Source organism: Citrobacter werkmanii (genome assembly GCF_008693645.1).
Classification (GTDB): domain Bacteria; phylum Pseudomonadota; class Gammaproteobacteria; order Enterobacterales; family Enterobacteriaceae; genus Citrobacter; species Citrobacter werkmanii.
The window spans coordinates 3,943,493-3,961,462 of the sequence record NZ_CP044101.1; the positions used below are offsets into that span (position 1 = coordinate 3,943,493).

Here is a 17,970-nt window from a genome sequence, read left to right on the forward strand (position 1 = left end):
TTATCTATTGATATTTAATTATTTTTTCTCATTTCATGTTGCTAATTATATCACAAGTCTAAAAAACGCAATGACCCATTGTCAGTAAATGTAAAAAATAATGTTTATTAGTGTGATTCAAACCACTCATTCATTCTCATCATTATGATTTTAAAGAAAATTAATGCAACATAAGTTTTAACCACCAAATCAAAAAAGTTCATTTTTTACAACAAAATCATCATTGACAATTAACAAAACATGGTCTATGAAAAAACGTTTTATGTATGACAAATTTCACTACGGCTTTGCTTGATTTATTCTGAACCCACCTTTCATTGTGGCTAAACGCTGTAATTAAATAACAACAAATACCTTATAGTGATATTTAAAAACGCAACAATAACAAAGTTAATTACTTTTAATTATATTTGAGTGCCGGCGCCACAATAAAAACATATCAGGCAGCAACGCTTAAAAAGCGCACCCGCACGCTTAACCCACCTAATGTTTCGCTGCGTGCCAGCTGCGGATGCGTCCGGTGTAAGCGAGCAATGTCGTTAACCAGCGCCAGACCAATTCCTGCGCCAGGGACATTGCCAACGTTATCAAGTCGATGAAACGGTAGCATAGCCTGATGAACCATCTGGTCATCTATACCTGGCCCGCTATCCTCAATCATCAGCACCACGGCTTCGCCTTCACGCTGCAGTCGGGCAGTCACCACCCCATGCGCAGGGGTGTATTTCAGGGCGTTATCCAGTAGATTTCCACACAGCTCGCCGAGCAGGACTTCATCGCCCTCAATCCACACCGCGCCCTGTTCCCCCTCATAACCCAGATCGATAGCTTTACTGCGCGCCTGCGCCAGCCGGGTAAAACAGCTGCTTTGCACCACCTCATACAAATTAACCGGTGAGAAGTGCTTTTCTTCCTGCTCTTTGCGCTTAACAGCCGACAGTTGAAGCAGCCTTTCCGTCAGCTGAATAGTGTTATCCAGAGTCACGCTCATGGCCCGTAAACTCTCGAACCATTGCTGAGGCTGCGGGCTGGCGAGGGCTACCGCCGCCTGAGTTTTCAGTACCGCTAACGGCGTTTTTAGCTGATGGGATGCGTCCGCGCTGAAGCGTTCCTGACGAGAGATAAGGCCACGAAGTCGGTCCAGATAGCGGTTGAATGCCACAATCAGCAGACGGGTTTCCGACCACGGCAACAGCTCCGGCAACGGCGTCAGCAGCCCAGGCTCACGACGCACCATCAGCGATGACAACTGGCGCATCGGACGTAGCACCCGACGCAGCAGCCAGCCAACCAACACCAGCGTGAGCATTACCAGCAGTCCTTGCGAAACCCACGAGGAGAACAGCAGCTGTCGCGCCAGATACCGCCGCGATTGCAGCGTTTCAGCGACATAAATTTCCGCCATACCGGTAATGCCGCCCTCGTTGACTGGCTGAAGAAGACGTGCCACGCGGATTGCCTCGCCGCGATATTCAGTGTGATAAAACCACGCCAGCGCCGGATAAAGCCGGGTGCGCGAGGTTGCAGGCGGCATCGCAGGTAAATCGTCATAACCTGATATCACCTTCCCCGCCGGGTCGACCACTTTGTAATACAGCCTGTCATTCATATTCAGTTCAAAACTGTCCAACACCACCCACGGCACATTCACTTCCAGTCGTTTATTACGTACCACTAACCGCTCAGAGACGGTTCTGGCGGACGAGAGCAGGGTCCGATCATACGCCTGCGTCGCCGCCTGTAACGCGCTGACATAGCTGTTAAATGCCGACAGTCCCCACAGCAACAGCAGCGGTAATCCCAGAAACATCAGCAGTTGCAGATACAACGACTGGGGCTTAACCCATTTCATCGCTACGCTCCAGCACATAGCCCAGACCCCGTAGCGTGGCGATGCGCACATCGCTTCCCTGAAGTTTTTTACGCAGACGATGGATGTACAGTTCGATACTTTCGGGGCTGACCTCATCGCTTAGACTGAAAACCTGTTCAAACAACTGCTGGCGCGAAACCGGACGCAGGCGACGGTACATCAGCACCGTCAGCAGAGCCTGTTCACGCGGCGTAAGCGCCAACGGCTGTCCCTGTAACATAAAATAGCCTTCATCGTGAAACGCCAGCTCCCCCAGTTGCTGTATGCCTTGCACCTGCCCCGCGCTGCGACGAAGCAAAGCCCGCAGGCGGGCATCAAGCTCTTCGATTTCAAACGGTTTTGCCAGATAGTCATCGGCCCCGACGTTTAACCCTTTCACCCTGTCGGCCACCGCGCTGCGCGCCGTCAACAGCAGAACGGGGAGCGTCTGACCGCGCTTGCGCAGCCGCTGGACGACTTCAAGACCGTCCAGCCCCGGCATATTGATGTCCAGCACCGCCAGCGCATACGTTTCGCTATGTAAAAGATGGTCGGCCGCCAGGCCATCAAAAACGCAGTCGACGGCAAAACCGTTTTGCACCAGCGCTTTCTCCAGCCAGTGAGCTAACTCACGGTTATCTTCCGCTAATAAGAGACGCATATCACATCCTGTAAAGTTTCTGCCGCATTGAAAGGGAATTGAAAGGTTAATGTTTTAACAATCACGCAACCGAACTGCTACACATCGGCTCACATAATCACAAAAATCTTCTTCCGTACCCGAAAATCCGGTTTTCCGGTGTGAGGATAAACAATGAAAAAACAATTACTTCGTACCCTTACTGCAAGCATTTTACTGATGAGTACCTCTGTTCTGGCAGAACAAGCGCCATCGCGCACCGAATGTATCGCCCCGGCGAAACCCGGCGGTGGCTTCGATCTCACCTGCAAGTTGATTCAGGTGAGCATGATGGAAACCGGCGCTATCGAAAAACCGATGCGCGTAACCTACATGCCCGGCGGCGTTGGCGCTGTGGCCTATAACGCAATCGTCGCTCAACGCCCGGCTGAAGCGGGTACCGTGGTGGCTTTCTCCGGCGGCTCCCTGTTGAACCTGTCACAAGGTAAATTTGGTCGCTATGGCGTGGATGACGTGCGCTGGTTGGCAAGCGTGGGCACGGATTACGGCATGATAGCCGTACGCCAGGACTCACCATGGAAGACGCTGAAAGATCTGCTGACGGCAATGGAAAAAGATCCTAACAGCGTAGTTATTGGCGCGGGTGCCTCAATCGGTAGTCAGGACTGGATGAAGTCGGCGCTGCTGGCGCAAAAAGCCAACGTCGATCCGCACAAGATGCGCTATGTGGCCTTTGAGGGCGGCGGCGAACCGGTTACCGCGCTGATGGGCAATCACGTGCAGGTAGTTTCCGGCGATCTCAGCGAGATGGTGCCTTATCTCAGCGGCGACAAAATCCGCGTGCTCGCGGTGTTCTCTGAAGAACGCCTGCCGGGTCAGTTAGCCAATGTGCCAACGGCCAAAGAGCAGGGTTACGACCTGGTGTGGCCAATCATTCGTGGCTTCTACGTTGGACCAAAAGTCAGCGATGCCGAATACCAGTGGTGGGTCGATGCCTTTAACAAACTCCAGCAGACTGAGGAATTTAAAAAGCAGCGCGATCTCCGCGGCCTGTTCGAGTTCAACATGAGCGGTAAGCAGCTCGACGAGTACGTGAAGAAGCAGGTCACGGATTATCGTGAGCAGGCGAAAGCCTTCGGTCTGGCGAAATAAGCGCAGAGGCAAAGATGATGAGCGATCGTATTTTTGCAGGTATCTGGCTGTTGCTCTGTATAGCCGGGCTGTTCGTGGCCTGGCAAATCACCAGCGAATACAGCTATGAGCCGGTTGGCCCGCGCCCCTTTCCGCTGGGCATTATCAGTCTGATGCTGTTATGCGCCGTGGCGCTGCTGTTGCGCCACCCGGACACCATCAGTTGGCCTCGCCGCCATGTGCTGCAAAAGCTGCTGACGATGGTGATTGTTCTGTTGATGTACGCCTGGGGTTTTGAATGGCTCGGTTTTCCCATCGCCACCGCCATTCTCACCGTGGTGATTGGCATGCTCTTCGGCGCAACCATTCCGGCTGCGGGTATTTCCGGCGCGGTACTCGGCATTCTGTTGTGGTATGCCTTCGACCGGCTGCTTGACGTCACCTTACCACTCGGCGCCTGGCTGGGTTAACGGAGAAACGATGGATACCTGGATTTATCTTTCTCAGGGTTTCGCGGTGGCGATGACGCCGGAAAACCTGGTTATCGCCTTGATTGGCTGCTTTGTCGGCACCATCGTCGGGCTGCTGCCCGGCCTCGGGCCGATTAACGGCGTGGCGATCCTGCTGCCGCTGGCTTTCGCTTTGCACCTGCCGGCTGAATCTGCGTTGATCCTGCTGGCGACGGTCTACATTGGTTGTGAATACGGCGGGCGTATCTCCTCGATCCTGCTGAACGTGCCCGGCGATGCGGCAGCGATTATGACCGCGCTGGATGGCTACCCGATGGCGCAGCAAGGGCGTGGCGGCGTTGCGCTCTCTATCTCGGCGGTCAGCTCATTCTTTGGTTCGCTTATCGCTATCGGCGGCATCATTTTGTTTGCCCCAGCGTTAGCCCAATGGTCGCTGTCCTTTGGCCCGGCCGAATACTTCGCCTTAATGGTTTTCGCCATTGCCTGCCTCGGCAGCATGATGGCGCAAAATCCGCTGAAATCATTTCTGGCAGCGCTTATCGGTCTCGGCCTCGCGACCGTCGGCGTGGACGCCAACACCGGGGTTTATCGCTTTACCTTTGACAGCGTTCATCTCTCCGACGGTGTGCAGTTTATCGTGGTGGTGATTGGGTTGTTCTCTGTCTCAGAAATACTGTTAATGCTGGAACATACCAGCAGTGGCCAGACGCTGGTGCGTAAAACGGGCCGCATGTTGTTCAATGCCAAAGAAGGCGCACAGTGCGTGGGCGCAACCCTGCGTTCATCGGTGATTGGCTTTTTCGTCGGCGTTCTGCCTGGCGCAGGCGCCACCATTGCCAGCGCTATCACCTACATGACCGAGAAAAAGCTCAGCGGCAACAGCGACAGCTTCGGCAAGGGGGATATTCGCGGTGTGGCGGCACCTGAGGCCGCAAACAATGCCTCGGCCTGTGGCTCTTTTATTCCGATGCTGACGCTCGGCGTTCCAGGCTCCGGCACCACGGCAGTGATGATGGGCGCGCTGACCCTGTACAACATCACCCCTGGCCCGGCGATGTTCACCGAGCAGCCGGATATCGTTTGGGGACTGATTGCGGCGCTGCTGATTGCCAACGTGATGCTGCTGGTGATGAACATCCCGCTGATCGGCCTGTTTACTCGTATGCTGACTATCCCGCTGTGGTTTTTGGTACCGGCTATCGCGGCAGTCTCCGCGGTTGGCGTGTACGCCGTTCACAGCACAACCTTTGATCTGGTGTTGATGGTCGCCCTTGGCGTACTGGGCTACATTCTGCGTAAGATGCACTTCCCGATGTCGCCGCTGATTTTAGGCTTCGTTCTCGGGGAAATGCTGGAGCAGAACCTGCGCCGGGCGTTGTCTATCAGTAACGGCAGCATGGATATTCTGTGGGCCAGCGGCGTAGCGAAAGTGCTGCTGGTGATGGCGGTACTGGTTATCGTTATCCCGCCGGTGCTGCGCCTGATCCGTAAGCGTAACAGCAAACCGCAGGTGGATATCGGTTAGTAATATGCCGGATGGCGCTGGCCATCCGGCATTTTCATCTTAATTCCTGAACTGCACTAAGAACGTGCTCGACAAACCGCGTCAGCTTCGGCAACGCACGCAAATCTTGCCGCCACAGCAGATGAATGGGTCGTGGCTGCGGCGTAAACGCCTCCAGCACCCGCACCAGCCTGCCAGTAGCTAACTCTTCCGCCAACAGCACCTCCGGTTGTAACAACAGCCCCGCCCCCGCCACTGCCGCCATACGCAGGCCATGACCATCGTTACAGCGCAGGATCGCATCGCGCTTCCATCTGACTTCGCCCCCCGCGCCCGGTAGCATCCATTCGTTGCGGGCCGTCCACACGGTGTGGGACAGGCACAAATGATCCACCAGATCCGCGGGCGTGAAGGGGGTGCCATGACGAGCGAGATAATCCGGTGACGCGCAAATCGCCATACGGTACGGACACAGGTATTTCGCCACTACATCAGTCTGATGGATATCGCCAATGCGGATCGCCAGGTCAACCCCTTCATTCACCAGATCGACCATCCGATTGGTCAGATCCAGTTCAATGCGCACTTCCGGCCAGGCCTGTAAAAACGAGGCGGCCAACGGCGAGATAACGCAGGCGCCAAAGGAGGTTGGCGCGCTGATCCGCAGCGTCCCCGCAGGCGCCAGCCGCAGACGCTCCACTGAGCGTTCGGCTATCGACACCTGTTCCAGCACACGCCGGGCTTCTTCAAAATAGACACGACCGGCATCGGTCAGACTCTGGCGACGTGTGTTGCGCTCCAGCAGGCGCGTACCGAGTTGCGCTTCAAGGTGGGTGATATACTTCCCTACCATCACCGCAGACATTCCCAGTCGCGTGGCCGCGGTGGTAAAGCTCCCGCTCTCCACCACCGCGATAAACGTTTCCATGCCGCGCAGTTTATCCATATTGCAAACCTCTGGTTAGTAATCATCTAACTTTTGGCCAGTTTATCCGATTTCATTTTCATTAAAGAATAGCGGCTCACACTATTGCGGAGGTGGTTATGAAAATCGTTATTGTTGGTGCCAGCGGTACGGTGGGTCGTGCAGTTACGGAAGCATTAAGCCGTAAACATGAAGTGATCCGTGTGGGCCGCACGCAGGGAGATTACCAGGTTGATATCACCTCCCAGGAGAGTGTCGGGGCATTGTTTGAAAAAGTCGGACGGGTAGATGCGATCGTTTCCGCCACCGGCAATTTGTTCTTTGGGCCGCTGTCGACGATGACCGACGAGAACTTCAACCAGGGGTTACAGGATAAGCTATTAGGCCAGATTCGTCTGGCATTAACCGGGCAGCATTTTCTCAATGATGGCGGCTCAATTACGCTCATTAGCGGCATCATCGCCCATGAACCCATCGCGCAGGGGGCGAATGCGGCAACGATCAATGCCGGTCTGGAAGGATTTGTTCGCGCGGCGGCCTGTGAGCTGGGGCGTGGGCTGCGTATCAACCTGATTAGCCCAACCGTGCTCAGTGAATCCGCCGCAGCCTACGACGATTTCTTTCCGGGTTTTGAAAGCGTCCCGGCCGCTACCGTTGCCAACGCCTATCGCCGCAGCGTGGAAGGCATCCAAACCGGGCGTACTTATAAAGTAGGTTACTGATAAAAGCATGACCTCGCCTCTTACGTCATCAGTAAGAGGCAAGCCACTGCCTATTTTCAGACACCCGTTTCGTTTCTTATTCGCGCATTAATATATTCCACGGCCTGAGAGACATCCATAATGCCGTTAATTGCATTCGTCACACCTTGCCCGATAATAATCTCTGCCTGGCGCAGGTTGAAAGGTTCACCTTTACTTCCCTCAGACTCCCTTATTCCCGTCATGCCTTTTTCATTCAATAAATTAAACCACGGGTAGAGATTGAGAACGTTTTGATCGTGACATATTCCAGACCAGGCGCTATTTCCTCCCAGCAAAACCAGATGGCGCGCAATTTCATCGGAATAAAGCCAATGAAAGAACTGCTCAACCTGTTTTTTCTTTTTACTGTAGCGGGACATTCCAATGGAACCGCCCCCCAATTGTGGAAGTTGCCCCGGAACGGGAGCATAGCCAATAGTGGGCGCTATGGCCGTGTGCGCTACATCGTTGAACAAATTGAGATACATGATCAGCATGGCAAGATTTCCACGCTCAAACTGTTTTACCGCGTCACTCCACCACTCACCGGGCAGATTCACGGCGATAGAAAGCTGTTGTAGATATTGTTCGAGTACAGTTGCGGCAAGTGAAGGCTCGAGTTGTACCGGCTCGCCTTCGCGCACCAAACGCCCACCGAGCGCGTAGTAACGCAGCAGATACTCGGTAGCAATAAGCCCCGAGCTTCCCAGCGTCACCGCTGTTCCCATCGGGCGCTGTCTGTTTTCTGGCTGATGTAATTGACTAAAGAAAGCCGCTATCTCATCAAATTGCGCAAAGCTCTCTGGCAGCGTTAACTCTTTTCCCGTTGCTTCATAAAACATCCGTTTAATCGTCGCATCTTCAAACAGATCTCGTCGATAAAACAAAAGCTGCATACTGGCATCAAAGGGTATTGCCCATGCGGTCCCATTCACCATGCTGAAGTGCTGTTGAATTTGCTCAGAGAAATTTTCCAACAGCAATGGAAGCTCAGAAGAGACGGATTCCAGCGGCAAGAGTGCTTTCTCTGCAAACCACGGAAAACACGCCATATCGATTCGCAGTAAATCGTAATAAGGATGTAGATGAAGGTGAGAGAGGATTTCAAAAACTTCATCATAGGGATAAACCGCAAGATTTACCTTAATACCGGTCTGGCGATAAAAGTGGGGTAACAGTTTCTTCAACGCATCAGTCGAAGGACTCGGTAAAATTAACATATTCAGCGTCGCCTCTGTTTCAGGCGGCGGCACGTACTGTCCATTCCAGGAAAAACCGCAATTTGTCAGAATACGATGCTTTTCTTTACTTTTAGGCAGGCGAATACTGGAGGCAATAGTTGTCCCCAGGCGACCATAATCCATCTGGTAGCTGGTGATCCCGTCGAAGGATGCAGGGAGATTATCACTCAGTTGCAATATCGGCGGACAGGACTGGGAGCTACCAAACCAGGCTGCTTGCGTCAGTGCTCGCGTTCTCTCAGAGTCCTGGACAATAAACAGATCGGGAATTGCCCCGCGAAAAAAGTCAAAAGCGACGGTGTTAGCTTCACTGGCATGTGCAGGTAAAATCGTAAGCTTCGTATGCGGACTTAATTCCCGGCAGGTTTCCTGTATCGCCTGAGTAAAGCTCGCGCTATGGGAAAATTCCAGACGTTCGCAAAAAACACCAATATGGCCCGGCTGCTGCGCCAGCGCCCTCCTCGCTATTTCTTCGCCTGCAGTGACATAGTCAAGGCTAAAATAACAAACTGCGCCGACAGGCTGGCGATATGCAAACAAAATATTTTCCGGGGAAAGCCTGAGCAAGTCGTAATAGGGCTGACTGTCATTCAGGCAACTGACCGAGACAACAGCCTGATAAGACTTTGCCGCCAGCGTTTGCAGAATCTCGAGCTCAAGATTAGGCAGATCGTTGGTCAGGTAAAGGTCGATCGGTTCGCTTAATGAAGGCTGCCAAACCTGATGCAATCCCCGATAGAGTTGAAAGTACTGTTCGGCATTGATGTCGGGCAGAATCAATGCCACTCCCTGACTTTTGCTGGCTCTTAACGATTGCGCCTGCGCATTCAACTGATAGCCAACTTCTCGGGCTGCACGTTGAACCGCTTCAATCTTCTCGACGCTTACATTCCCTCTGCCATTGAGCACATTCGAGACAGTCCCATGCGACACACCGGCAATTCTTGCTATGTCTTTGATAGTTGGCATTTTTACATCCTTCCCCTGATGCTTTGATGCTAGCACGGCGCTCATCAGGAAACTATCTTCAGCACTAAAATTTGAACGTTACAATATTAAAAAGTGCATTTTATAAGCATGTCATAATAAAAGCCTGACGCTATCGATAGACACACCTCATGCACGAAAAAACATTAACACAATGAAATATATGTATAAATTTTATAATTTTTGAAGAGGATCACTTCTGAGGAAAAAGATCGTTGTTCATATAAAATACCGGAACCATAATTGACACGTTCCAATTACGTTTTATTACATAAACGTCTAAAAAAACAACAATCACATTTGTCATTAAGAGGGAAACATGAAGATTCATTTTCTGGGTACCGCTGCATCTGAAGGGATCCCCAATCCTTTTTGCCGTTGTGAGCACTGCCAGCAAGCCCGCATTCGTAAAAGTAAAGACTTACGCACACACTCTTCAGCGATTATCGACGATGAACTGCTCATTGACGTGGCGCCTGAATTCAGCCAACAACTGCTGCGAGATGGCCTGGATGCAACAGAGATCAGATCGCTATTGTTCACACATACTCATCCCGATCATTTCAACGTCGGCGATCTTTTTAGCCGTATGGAAGGGTATGGATTTGAAATTACTCATCCGTTGCACATTTTCGGTAATGACCGTGCAATTAACGGTGCTGCGGAAGTATTACCAGGCTACAGCGCTGAAAGATTTGCTTTTCATTGCCTGGTGCCCTTCGTGACCGTTGAAACTCGCGGATACCGCATCACTCCGCTGCTGGCTAACCATGCCAAGTGGGAGCTTTGTTATACCTGGTTTATTGAAAAAGAAGGCCAGTCAATTTTCTACGGACATGATTCAGGCTGGTTTCCTGAGCTCACATGGCAGTGGCTGAAAGGGAAAAAAATCGATCTGGCTGTCCTGGAGTGCACCTACGGTTTTAATGGTGATAATCGTACAAATAACCACATGAGTCTGGAAACCGTCTTCGCCGCCAGAGACAGGCTTGCGGAACTCGGTTGCCTTGAGAAAAATAGCCAACTTATCGTCTCGCATATATCACACAGCGGAGGTCTGCTGCACGACGATCTCGTTGCGGCATGCGACAAAGAGAACATTCTTGTCGCCTGGGACGGGCTTAACCTGAGCATCAACCAGTAAGGATATGCAATATGGACCTTAATAAAACACCACGCCTGTTGATTATGATGTTCATACAATATTTCATGCAGGGTGCCTGGAATATGACCATGGGGCTGGTATTGAGCACCTATGGTATGGCAACAATTATTGGCTCATCCTATGCTTTGCTTGGCCTGGCGACTATTCTTTCCCCGCTATTTATTGGCATGGTCGCCGACCGCTTCTTTGCGTCACAAAAAGTCATGGCGATCCTGCATTTAATTAATGCAGGTGTACTGTTGTTTGTTCCGCAATTTATTGAGGCACAAAACACAGGTATGACGTTAACCATGATTTTCCTGGTTGGTCTGCTGTTTTATCCAACAACTGCGCTGGCGAACAGTATCAGTTTCAGCCACATTAACGGAGTAAAATATTTCCCATTTATTCGTGTATTCGGCACATTTGGCTTTATGGTCATCGGCTTTATCATTGGTGAAATGGGTTATTCTGGAAATACCATCACCTGGTATATTGCGTCGGCCTCCGGTGTTGTTCTCGGCCTGTACTGTTTTACGTTGCCAAATACCCCGCCGAAAGCAAAAGGAAGCGTGTTTACGCTTCGCGATCTGTTATGTCTGGATGCTCTGGCGCTCTTCAAAGACCGCAGCTTCTCGGTTTTGATGCTCAGTATTTTTGTCCTGATGATCCCCAAAACGGCTTATTCCGCCTATATCCCGGTCTTTTTAAAAGCGCTTGGATTCGATAACGCCGCCTCAATGATGCAGGTTGGCATCGCCTGTGAAGTCATTTTCATGTTCCTGCTGTCGTTCTTCTTACTGAAAGCTGGCTTCAAAATCACGCTGATGTTAGGCGCCGTCTGCTGGATCATCCGCACACTATTATTTGCTAATGCCTCGCTGGATGCCAACATGATGTTTGTGCTGATCGGCCTGATGTTACAAGGATTCTGCTGGGACTTTTTCTTTACCGTGGGCGACATTTATGTTGACCGTAAAGCAGCGCCAGAGATTAAAGCACAAGCCCAAAGCTTGCGATTTATCGTCTCCAACGGCGTTGGTCTGCTATTTGCCTCCACCGTATGCGGGCAAATCTTTAACAACACCGTGACGGAACAAGGTCCAGAGGCGTTGCCACAATGGGAAACATTCTGGCTAGTTTCAGCAGGCGTTGCCGCAGTGGTCAGCGTATTCTTCCTGATTTTCTTCCGGGACGATATTTCGAAACGCAAAACGGACCTCACATTGAAAAAAGCAAACTCCTGATCGTTAAAGACTCTCTCATTAAGGTAATTGCATGAATAATCTGGCCGCCATCATCAATGAGCAAGGATTGTTGCCTTTAACTACGATCATCAAAATCAGTATTGCATTTATTCTGGGTGGCATTATTGGCCTGGAAAGAGAATCGAAAGGGAAACCGGTCGGCTTCAAAACCTGCGTTATTTTATCCGTAGCCAGCTGTGTATTAACTGTCGTATCAATACAATCTGCTGAATACTATGCAGAAATTTCGATGAATATCCGTAGCGATCCTATGCGCCTGGCGGCGCAGATTATCAGCGGCGTTGGTTTTCTCGGTGCGGGAGTCATTCTGCACCGACATGACGATGCTATCTCTGGTCTCACGACTGCGGCAATTGTCTGGGCATCTGCAGGGGTGGGAATCACCTGCGGAGCCGGTTTTTATTTTCATGCTGTTTTTGCCACGGCTTTATTTTTATTAGCGATCAAACTAAGCCCATTCATTATCTTCTTACAGACCAGAAACCAGTTTCCCGGAAAAGTGAAAGTGCGGGTTATTCTTGATGAACGAAACGCTGTGGAAAGTCTGATAACCCGCATTCATCAACAGAAAAACATTATCGAAAACATCACTATCAGAGATATCAAGAAGGGCAAAATTGAAGTTAATCTCAAAATCGTAATTCGTCAAAAGATGACCTTGCCCGACTTATATCACGATCTGACTCATGTGGAACACGTCTGCGCCATCGCCCTGGAACATTAATACACCTTATCTTCCTCTTTAAAATCAGGGGCTTTTGCCCCTGAAATAGCCACTCAGTATCCATCCAGCTTCTAAATCCTCACCTTTTGCAATGTTAAATAATTGTTGTTTTTGATCACAAATAAGAAACAAACAAGCTCATTGTGTGCGCGTTTTTCAAAAATGTAGATATTTTTAATTTATGGCTACGAAACGAGCTGCGCCATATCTCCCTGACAATCTACTGAGAGGATCGATTTGATGAACGCACTGACTGCCGTACAACCGAACGCTGAAGATCCAGCCCAGCACTACAGAGGTTTCACACTGAAACCATCAGTCCAGTCTCCACGTCTGCTGGAGCTGACTTTTTCTGCCGAGACCACTGAGCAATTTCTACAGGCCGTCGCGCAGTGGCCGGTGCAGGCCCTGGAATACAAATCTTTCCTGCGCTTCAAAGTGGGCAAGATCCTCGATGATTTATGCGGCAACCAGTTGCAGCCCCTGCTGCTGAAAACGCTGCTCGATCGTGCCGAAGGCGCGCTGCTGATTAACGCCGTCGGCGTGGATGATGTGGCCCAGGCTGAAGAAATGGTCAAACTGGCGACGGCGGTCGCGCATCTGATCGGACGCTCCAATTTTGATGCGATGAGCGGTCAATACTATGCCCGTTTTGTGGTGAAAAACGTCGATAACTCAGACAGCTACCTGCGCCAGCCGCACCGTGTTATGGAGCTACATAACGACGGAACCTACCTTGAAGAAATCACCGATTACGTGCTGATGATGAAGATCGACGAGCAGAACATGACCGGCGGTAATTCGCTGCTGCTGCACCTCGACGACTGGGAACATCTGGAGCAGTACTTTACCCATCCGATGGCGCGTCGCGCGATGCGCTTTGCCGCGCCGCCAAGCAAAAACGTCAGCAAGGATGTGTTCCATCCGGTATTTGACGTTGACCAGCAGGGCCGCCCGGTAATGCGCTACATCGACCAGTTCGTCCAGCCGAAAGACTATGAAGAAGGCGTCTGGCTGAGCGACTTGTCCGATGCGCTGGAAACCAGCAAGAACATTATTTCCGTTCCGGTTCCCGTGGGTAAATTCCTGCTGATCAACAACCTGTTCTGGCTGCACGGCCGCGATCGCTTCACCTCGCATCCTGACCTGCGCCGCGAACTGATGCGCCAGCGTGGTTATTTCGCTTACGCGAGCAACCACTACCAGACCCATCAGTAAGGGCGAAGGAAAAAAGCGGATGTATGATTTTGTGATTATTGGCGGCGGCATTATCGGCATGTCGACCGCCATGCAACTGATTGATGTCTATCCGGACGCCAGAATCGCGCTGCTGGAAAAAGAGTCCGGCCCGGCCTGTCACCAGACGGGCCATAACAGCGGCGTGATTCATGCCGGGGTTTATTACACGCCCGGCAGCCTGAAGGCGCAGTTTTGCCTGGCCGGAAATCGCGCCACCAAAGCCTTTTGCGACCAAAACGGCATCCGCTACGACGTCTGCGGGAAAATGCTGGTTGCCACCTCCCCTCTGGAAATGGAGCGTATGCGCGCGCTATGGGATCGCACCGCTGCTAACGGCCTGGAGCGCGAATGGCTGAATGCGCAGGAGCTACGCGAGCGTGAACCCAACATTACCGGACTGGGCGGCATTTTCGTCCCGTCGAGCGGGATCGTCAGCTACCGCGAAGTAACCGCCGCGATGGCGAAGATTTTCCAGGCCAAGGGCGGTGAGATTATTTACAACGCCGAGGTCAGCGCGCTGAGAGAACACGCCGCGGGCGTGATCGTCCATACCCGTCAGGGGCACGAATATGAAGGCGCAACGCTGATAAGCTGTTCCGGCCTGATGGCCGATCGACTGGTGAAAATGCTCGGCGTTGAACCCGGTTTTATCATCTGTCCGTTCCGTGGCGAATACTTCCGTCTGGCGTCAGAACATAATCAGATAGTCAATCATCTGATCTACCCGATCCCCGATCCGGCGATGCCGTTTCTCGGTGTGCATCTCACCCGCATGATTGATGGCAGCGTCACGGTGGGCCCCAACGCGGTACTGGCATTTAAACGCGAAGGTTACCGTAAACGCGATTTCTCACTCAGCGATACGCTGGAGATCTTCGGCTCTTCCGGCATCCGCCGCGTGCTGCAAAACAACCTGCGCTCCGGGCTTGGCGAAATGAAGAATTCGCTGTGCAAAAGCGGCTATCTACGGCTGGTGCAAAAGTACTGTCCGAGTCTGACGCAGAAAGATCTGCAACCGTGGCCTGCGGGCGTGCGGGCGCAGGCGGTGTCGCCGGACGGCAAGCTGATCGACGATTTCTTGTTTGTCACAACGCCACGCTCCATTCATACCTGCAACGCCCCTTCTCCGGCAGCAACGTCAGCGCTCCCTATCGGCGCGCATATTGTCGGCAAAGTACATGCGCTGCTGGAGAGCCAGAGTAATCCCGGACGCACGCTGCGTGCGGCACGTAGCGTGGAGACATTACACGCCGCATTCACCCGTTAACATGATTAAGACAGGAAGTAATTATGCAACTAAACGATCCAACCTTATTTCGCCAACAGGCGTTGATTGACGGCAACTGGCGTGACGCCAACAACGGCGAGACCATCGCAGTAACGAATCCCGCCAATGGTCAGCAATTGGGTAGCGTACCGAAAATGGGGGCGGATGAAACCCGTGAAGCCATTAACGCCGCGAACCGCGCTCTACCCGCCTGGCGTGCGCTGACCGCCAAAGAACGGGCCAATATTCTGCGTCGCTGGTTCAACCTGATGATTGAACATCAGGACGATCTTGCTCGTCTGATGACCCTGGAACAGGGTAAGCCGCTGGCGGAAGCCAAAGGCGAAATCACCTATGCCGCCTCATTTATTGAGTGGTTTGCCGAAGAGGGCAAACGCATTTATGGCGACACGATCCCCGGCCATCAGGCTGATAAGCGTCTGATCGTCATCAAGCAGCCGATCGGCGTTACCGCCGCGATTACGCCGTGGAACTTCCCGGCGGCGATGATCACTCGCAAAGCCGGTCCGGCACTGGCGGCGGGTTGCACCATGGTGCTTAAACCGGCCAGCCAGACCCCCTATTCCGCGCTGGCGCTGGCAGAGCTGGCTAATCGCGCCGGCATCCCGGCTGGCGTATTCAGCGTGGTGACCGGTTCAGCAAGCGCGGTCGGCAACGAACTGACCGGCAACCCGCTGGTGCGCAAACTGTCATTTACCGGCTCCACCGAAATTGGCCGTCAGCTGATGGAACAGTGTGCCAAAGACATCAAGAAGGTGTCGCTGGAGCTGGGCGGCAATGCGCCGTTTATCGTCTTTGATGATGCCGATCTCGACAAAGCCGTGGAAGGCGCGCTGGCGTCGAAGTTCCGTAACGCGGGGCAAACCTGCGTCTGCGCCAACCGTCTGTACGTGCAGGACGGCGTATATGACCAGTTTGCCGAAAAACTCGAGCAGGCGGTGAGCAAGCTGCGCCTCGGTGATGGTCTGCAACCAGATGTCACCACCGGGCCGCTGATCGACGAGAAAGCGGTTGCCAAAGTGCAGGAGCATATCGCCGATGCCCTGGATAAAGGCGCACGCATTATCGCTGGCGGTAAACCTCATGCGCTGGGCGGGAACTTCTTCCAGCCCACCATTCTGGTCGATGTACCTGCCAACGCGAAGGTCGCCAAAGAAGAGACATTCGGCCCGCTGGCGCCGCTGTTTCGCTTTAAAGACGAAGCTGACGTCATCGCCCAGGCCAATGACACCGAGTTTGGCCTGGCAGCCTATTTCTACGCCCGTGATTTAAGCCGCGTCTTCCGCGTTGGCGAAGCGCTGGAGTACGGCATCGTCGGGATTAACACCGGCATCATCTCCAACGAAGTCGCCCCATTTGGTGGGATCAAAGCCTCCGGTCTTGGCCGTGAAGGATCGAAATACGGCATCGAAGACTACTTAGAAATCAAATATATGTGTATCGGCCTTTAATAAAACAAATACTGGAGAACACCTGATGAGCACCAACAAAGAACTCATGCAACGTCGCAGCAACGCCGTTCCCCGTGGCGTAGGACAGATCCACCCTATTTTTGCCGAGCGGGCAGAAAACTGCCGGGTCTGGGACGTTGAAGGCCGCGAATTCCTCGATTTTGCTGGCGGTATTGCGGTGCTGAATACCGGTCACCTGCACCCGCAGATTGTCTCTGCGGTAGAAGCGCAGTTGAAAAAACTGTCGCATACCTGCTTCCAGGTGCTGGCCTATGAGCCCTACCTGGAGCTGTGCGAAATCATGAACAAGAAAGTGCCGGGCGATTTCGCCAAGAAAACCCTGCTGGTGACCACCGGTTCTGAAGCCGTGGAAAACGCGGTGAAAATTGCCCGCGCCGCCACCAAACGTACAGGTACGATCGCCTTCAGCGGCGCTTATCATGGCCGTACCCACTACACCCTGTCGCTGACCGGGAAAGTCAACCCGTACTCCGCCGGAATGGGGCTGATGCCGGGCCATGTTTATCGCGCACTTTTCCCTTGCCCGCTGCATGGCATCAGTGAAGATGATGCTATCGCCAGTATTCACCGCATCTTCAAAAATGATGCCGCGCCGGAAGACGTTGCCGCCATCGTCATTGAACCCGTCCAGGGCGAAGGCGGTTTTTACGCGGTCACCCCGGCATTTATGCAGCGTCTGCGCGCCATTTGTGACGAACACGGGATCATGCTGATTGCCGATGAAGTGCAGAGCGGCGCGGGCCGCACCGGTACGCTGTTCGCCATGGAGCAGATGGGCGTTGCGCCCGATCTTACCACCTTCGCCAAATCTATCGCTGGCGGCTTCCCGCTGGCAGGGGTAACCGGTCGCGCCGACGTCATGGACGCTATCCCGCCGGGTGGCCTGGGCGGTACCTATGCCGGTAACCCGATTGCCTGTGCCGCCGCGCTGGCGGTGCTGAACATTTTCGAGCAGGAAAATCTGCTGCAAAAGGCCAACGAACTGGGGCAAACCCTGCGCGAAGGCCTGCTGGCTATCGCCGAAACGCATCGCGAAATTGGCGACGTGCGTGGGCTGGGGGCGATGATCGCCATCGAACTGTTCGAAGACGGCGACCATACGAAACCAGACGCCAAGCTGACCGCAGAAGTGGTGGCGCGCGCACGTGATAAAGGGCTGATCCTGCTCTCCTGCGGGCCTTACTACAACGTGCTGCGCATCCTTGTCCCGCTGACCATTGAAGATGCGCAAATTCGCCAGGGGCTGGATATCATCGCCCAGTGTTTTGCTGAGGCGAAGCAGGGCTAACTATACAAAAAAGCAATCCGTAGGCCGGATAAGGCGGAGCCGCCATCCGGCACA

At 52.8% G+C, this 17,970-nt stretch carries 15 protein-coding genes; 11 read left to right on the top strand and 4 right to left on the bottom strand.

Features of this window, described 5'->3' with window-relative positions:
• Nucleotides 1-439 precede the first annotated feature (439 nt).
• Both FOB24_RS19510 and tctD read right to left on the bottom strand, forming a co-directional pair.
• A complete protein-coding gene (locus FOB24_RS19510; RefSeq protein ID WP_150345359.1) occupies nt 440-1,852 on the bottom strand; it encodes a sensor histidine kinase in 1,413 nt (470 codons plus the stop codon).
• Nucleotides 1,839-2,513, bottom strand: a complete 675-nt coding sequence (gene tctD, locus FOB24_RS19515) for a transcriptional regulator TctD (RefSeq protein ID WP_069324600.1) — start codon at nt 2,511-2,513, stop codon at nt 1,839-1,841. Before tctD ends, FOB24_RS19510 begins: the two co-directional genes overlap by 14 nt.
• Before the next feature lie 153 nt (nt 2,514-2,666).
• Between tctD and FOB24_RS19520 the strand changes: the two genes are divergently transcribed.
• The 3 genes from FOB24_RS19520 to FOB24_RS19530 are packed head-to-tail and all read left to right on the top strand — an operon-like array spanning nt 2,667 to nt 5,618.
• On the top strand, nt 2,667-3,644 hold the full coding sequence (locus FOB24_RS19520) for a Bug family tripartite tricarboxylate transporter substrate binding protein (protein WP_038632908.1): 978 nt from the start codon (nt 2,667-2,669) through the stop codon (nt 3,642-3,644).
• A 14-nt stretch (nt 3,645-3,658) separates the two neighbouring features.
• Entirely contained in the window at nt 3,659-4,093 is a 435-nt protein-coding gene (locus FOB24_RS19525; protein WP_087856208.1) for a tripartite tricarboxylate transporter TctB family protein, read from the top strand.
• A 10-nt stretch (nt 4,094-4,103) separates the two neighbouring features.
• The gene (locus FOB24_RS19530) at nt 4,104-5,618 is read left to right on the top strand and encodes a tripartite tricarboxylate transporter permease (RefSeq protein WP_069324599.1); all 1,515 of its coding nucleotides are present in this window, start codon (nt 4,104-4,106) and stop codon (nt 5,616-5,618) included.
• Between the two features lie 34 nt (nt 5,619-5,652).
• On the opposite strand, the gene FOB24_RS19535 is transcribed toward FOB24_RS19530, so the two are convergent.
• Nucleotides 5,653-6,543 carry a LysR family transcriptional regulator gene (locus tag FOB24_RS19535; RefSeq protein WP_085048892.1) on the bottom strand — a complete coding sequence of 297 codons (891 nt, stop codon included), beginning with the start codon at nt 6,541-6,543 and terminating at the stop codon, nt 5,653-5,655.
• A gap of 98 nt (nt 6,544-6,641) precedes the next feature.
• On the opposite strand from FOB24_RS19535, the gene FOB24_RS19540 reads away from it, so the two are divergent.
• The gene (locus FOB24_RS19540) at nt 6,642-7,244 is read left to right on the top strand and encodes a short chain dehydrogenase (RefSeq protein ID WP_150345360.1); all 603 of its coding nucleotides are present in this window, start codon (nt 6,642-6,644) and stop codon (nt 7,242-7,244) included.
• 56 nt (nt 7,245-7,300) lie between these two features.
• On the opposite strand, the gene FOB24_RS19545 is transcribed toward FOB24_RS19540, so the two are convergent.
• Nucleotides 7,301-9,475 (bottom strand): extracellular solute-binding protein, encoded by a 2,175-nt coding sequence (locus FOB24_RS19545; protein ID WP_190971845.1) that lies wholly within the window; start codon nt 9,473-9,475, stop codon nt 7,301-7,303.
• A gap of 337 nt (nt 9,476-9,812) precedes the next feature.
• Here FOB24_RS19545 and FOB24_RS19550 point away from each other — a divergent pair, with 337 nt between their 5' ends.
• The 7 genes from FOB24_RS19550 (at nt 9,813) to gabT (ending at nt 17,916) form a co-directional block, all read left to right on the top strand.
• A complete protein-coding gene (locus FOB24_RS19550; protein ID WP_069324595.1) occupies nt 9,813-10,637 on the top strand; it encodes an MBL fold metallo-hydrolase in 825 nt (274 codons plus the stop codon).
• A gap of 11 nt (nt 10,638-10,648) precedes the next feature.
• The gene (locus FOB24_RS19555) at nt 10,649-11,884 is read left to right on the top strand and encodes an MFS transporter (RefSeq protein WP_038632926.1); all 1,236 of its coding nucleotides are present in this window, start codon (nt 10,649-10,651) and stop codon (nt 11,882-11,884) included.
• Nucleotides 11,885-11,915: 31 nt separating this feature from the next.
• Nucleotides 11,916-12,629 (top strand): MgtC/SapB family protein, encoded by a 714-nt coding sequence (locus tag FOB24_RS19560; protein ID WP_038632928.1) that lies wholly within the window; start codon nt 11,916-11,918, stop codon nt 12,627-12,629.
• Between the two features lie 240 nt (nt 12,630-12,869).
• Nucleotides 12,870-13,847, top strand: coding sequence for a glutarate dioxygenase GlaH (gene glaH, locus FOB24_RS19565; protein ID WP_085048889.1), 978 nt, complete (start codon nt 12,870-12,872; stop codon nt 13,845-13,847).
• Nucleotides 13,848-13,866: 19 nt separating this feature from the next.
• Nucleotides 13,867-15,135, top strand: coding sequence for an L-2-hydroxyglutarate oxidase (lhgO, locus tag FOB24_RS19570; protein ID WP_150345362.1), 1,269 nt, complete (start codon nt 13,867-13,869; stop codon nt 15,133-15,135).
• Nucleotides 15,136-15,158: 23 nt separating this feature from the next.
• Nucleotides 15,159-16,607 carry an NADP-dependent succinate-semialdehyde dehydrogenase gene (gabD, locus tag FOB24_RS19575; protein WP_069324593.1) on the top strand — a complete coding sequence of 483 codons (1,449 nt, stop codon included), beginning with the start codon at nt 15,159-15,161 and terminating at the stop codon, nt 16,605-16,607.
• 25 nt (nt 16,608-16,632) lie between these two features.
• Complete coding sequence (gene gabT, locus FOB24_RS19580; protein ID WP_038632940.1) at nt 16,633-17,916, top strand: 4-aminobutyrate--2-oxoglutarate transaminase; 1,284 nt, start codon at nt 16,633-16,635, stop codon at nt 17,914-17,916.
• Nucleotides 17,917-17,970: the final 54 nt, after the last annotated feature.

Coding starts and splice junctions, on each gene's coding strand:
- FOB24_RS19510 (WP_150345359.1), bottom strand. CDS start 1,852: ATGAAATGGGTTAAGCCCCAGTCGTTGTATCTGCAACTGCTGATGTTT.
- tctD (WP_069324600.1), bottom strand. CDS start 2,513: ATGCGTCTCTTATTAGCGGAAGATAACCGTGAGTTAGCTCACTGGCTG.
- FOB24_RS19520 (WP_038632908.1), top strand. CDS start 2,667: ATGAAAAAACAATTACTTCGTACCCTTACTGCAAGCATTTTACTGATG.
- FOB24_RS19525 (WP_087856208.1), top strand. CDS start 3,659: ATGATGAGCGATCGTATTTTTGCAGGTATCTGGCTGTTGCTCTGTATA.
- FOB24_RS19530 (WP_069324599.1), top strand. CDS start 4,104: ATGGATACCTGGATTTATCTTTCTCAGGGTTTCGCGGTGGCGATGACG.
- FOB24_RS19535 (WP_085048892.1), bottom strand. CDS start 6,543: ATGGATAAACTGCGCGGCATGGAAACGTTTATCGCGGTGGTGGAGAGC.
- FOB24_RS19540 (WP_150345360.1), top strand. CDS start 6,642: ATGAAAATCGTTATTGTTGGTGCCAGCGGTACGGTGGGTCGTGCAGTT.
- FOB24_RS19545 (WP_190971845.1), bottom strand. CDS start 9,475: ATGCCAACTATCAAAGACATAGCAAGAATTGCCGGTGTGTCGCATGGG.
- FOB24_RS19550 (WP_069324595.1), top strand. CDS start 9,813: ATGAAGATTCATTTTCTGGGTACCGCTGCATCTGAAGGGATCCCCAAT.
- FOB24_RS19555 (WP_038632926.1), top strand. CDS start 10,649: ATGGACCTTAATAAAACACCACGCCTGTTGATTATGATGTTCATACAA.
- FOB24_RS19560 (WP_038632928.1), top strand. CDS start 11,916: ATGAATAATCTGGCCGCCATCATCAATGAGCAAGGATTGTTGCCTTTA.
- glaH (WP_085048889.1), top strand. CDS start 12,870: ATGAACGCACTGACTGCCGTACAACCGAACGCTGAAGATCCAGCCCAG.
- lhgO (WP_150345362.1), top strand. CDS start 13,867: ATGTATGATTTTGTGATTATTGGCGGCGGCATTATCGGCATGTCGACC.
- gabD (WP_069324593.1), top strand. CDS start 15,159: ATGCAACTAAACGATCCAACCTTATTTCGCCAACAGGCGTTGATTGAC.
- gabT (WP_038632940.1), top strand. CDS start 16,633: ATGAGCACCAACAAAGAACTCATGCAACGTCGCAGCAACGCCGTTCCC.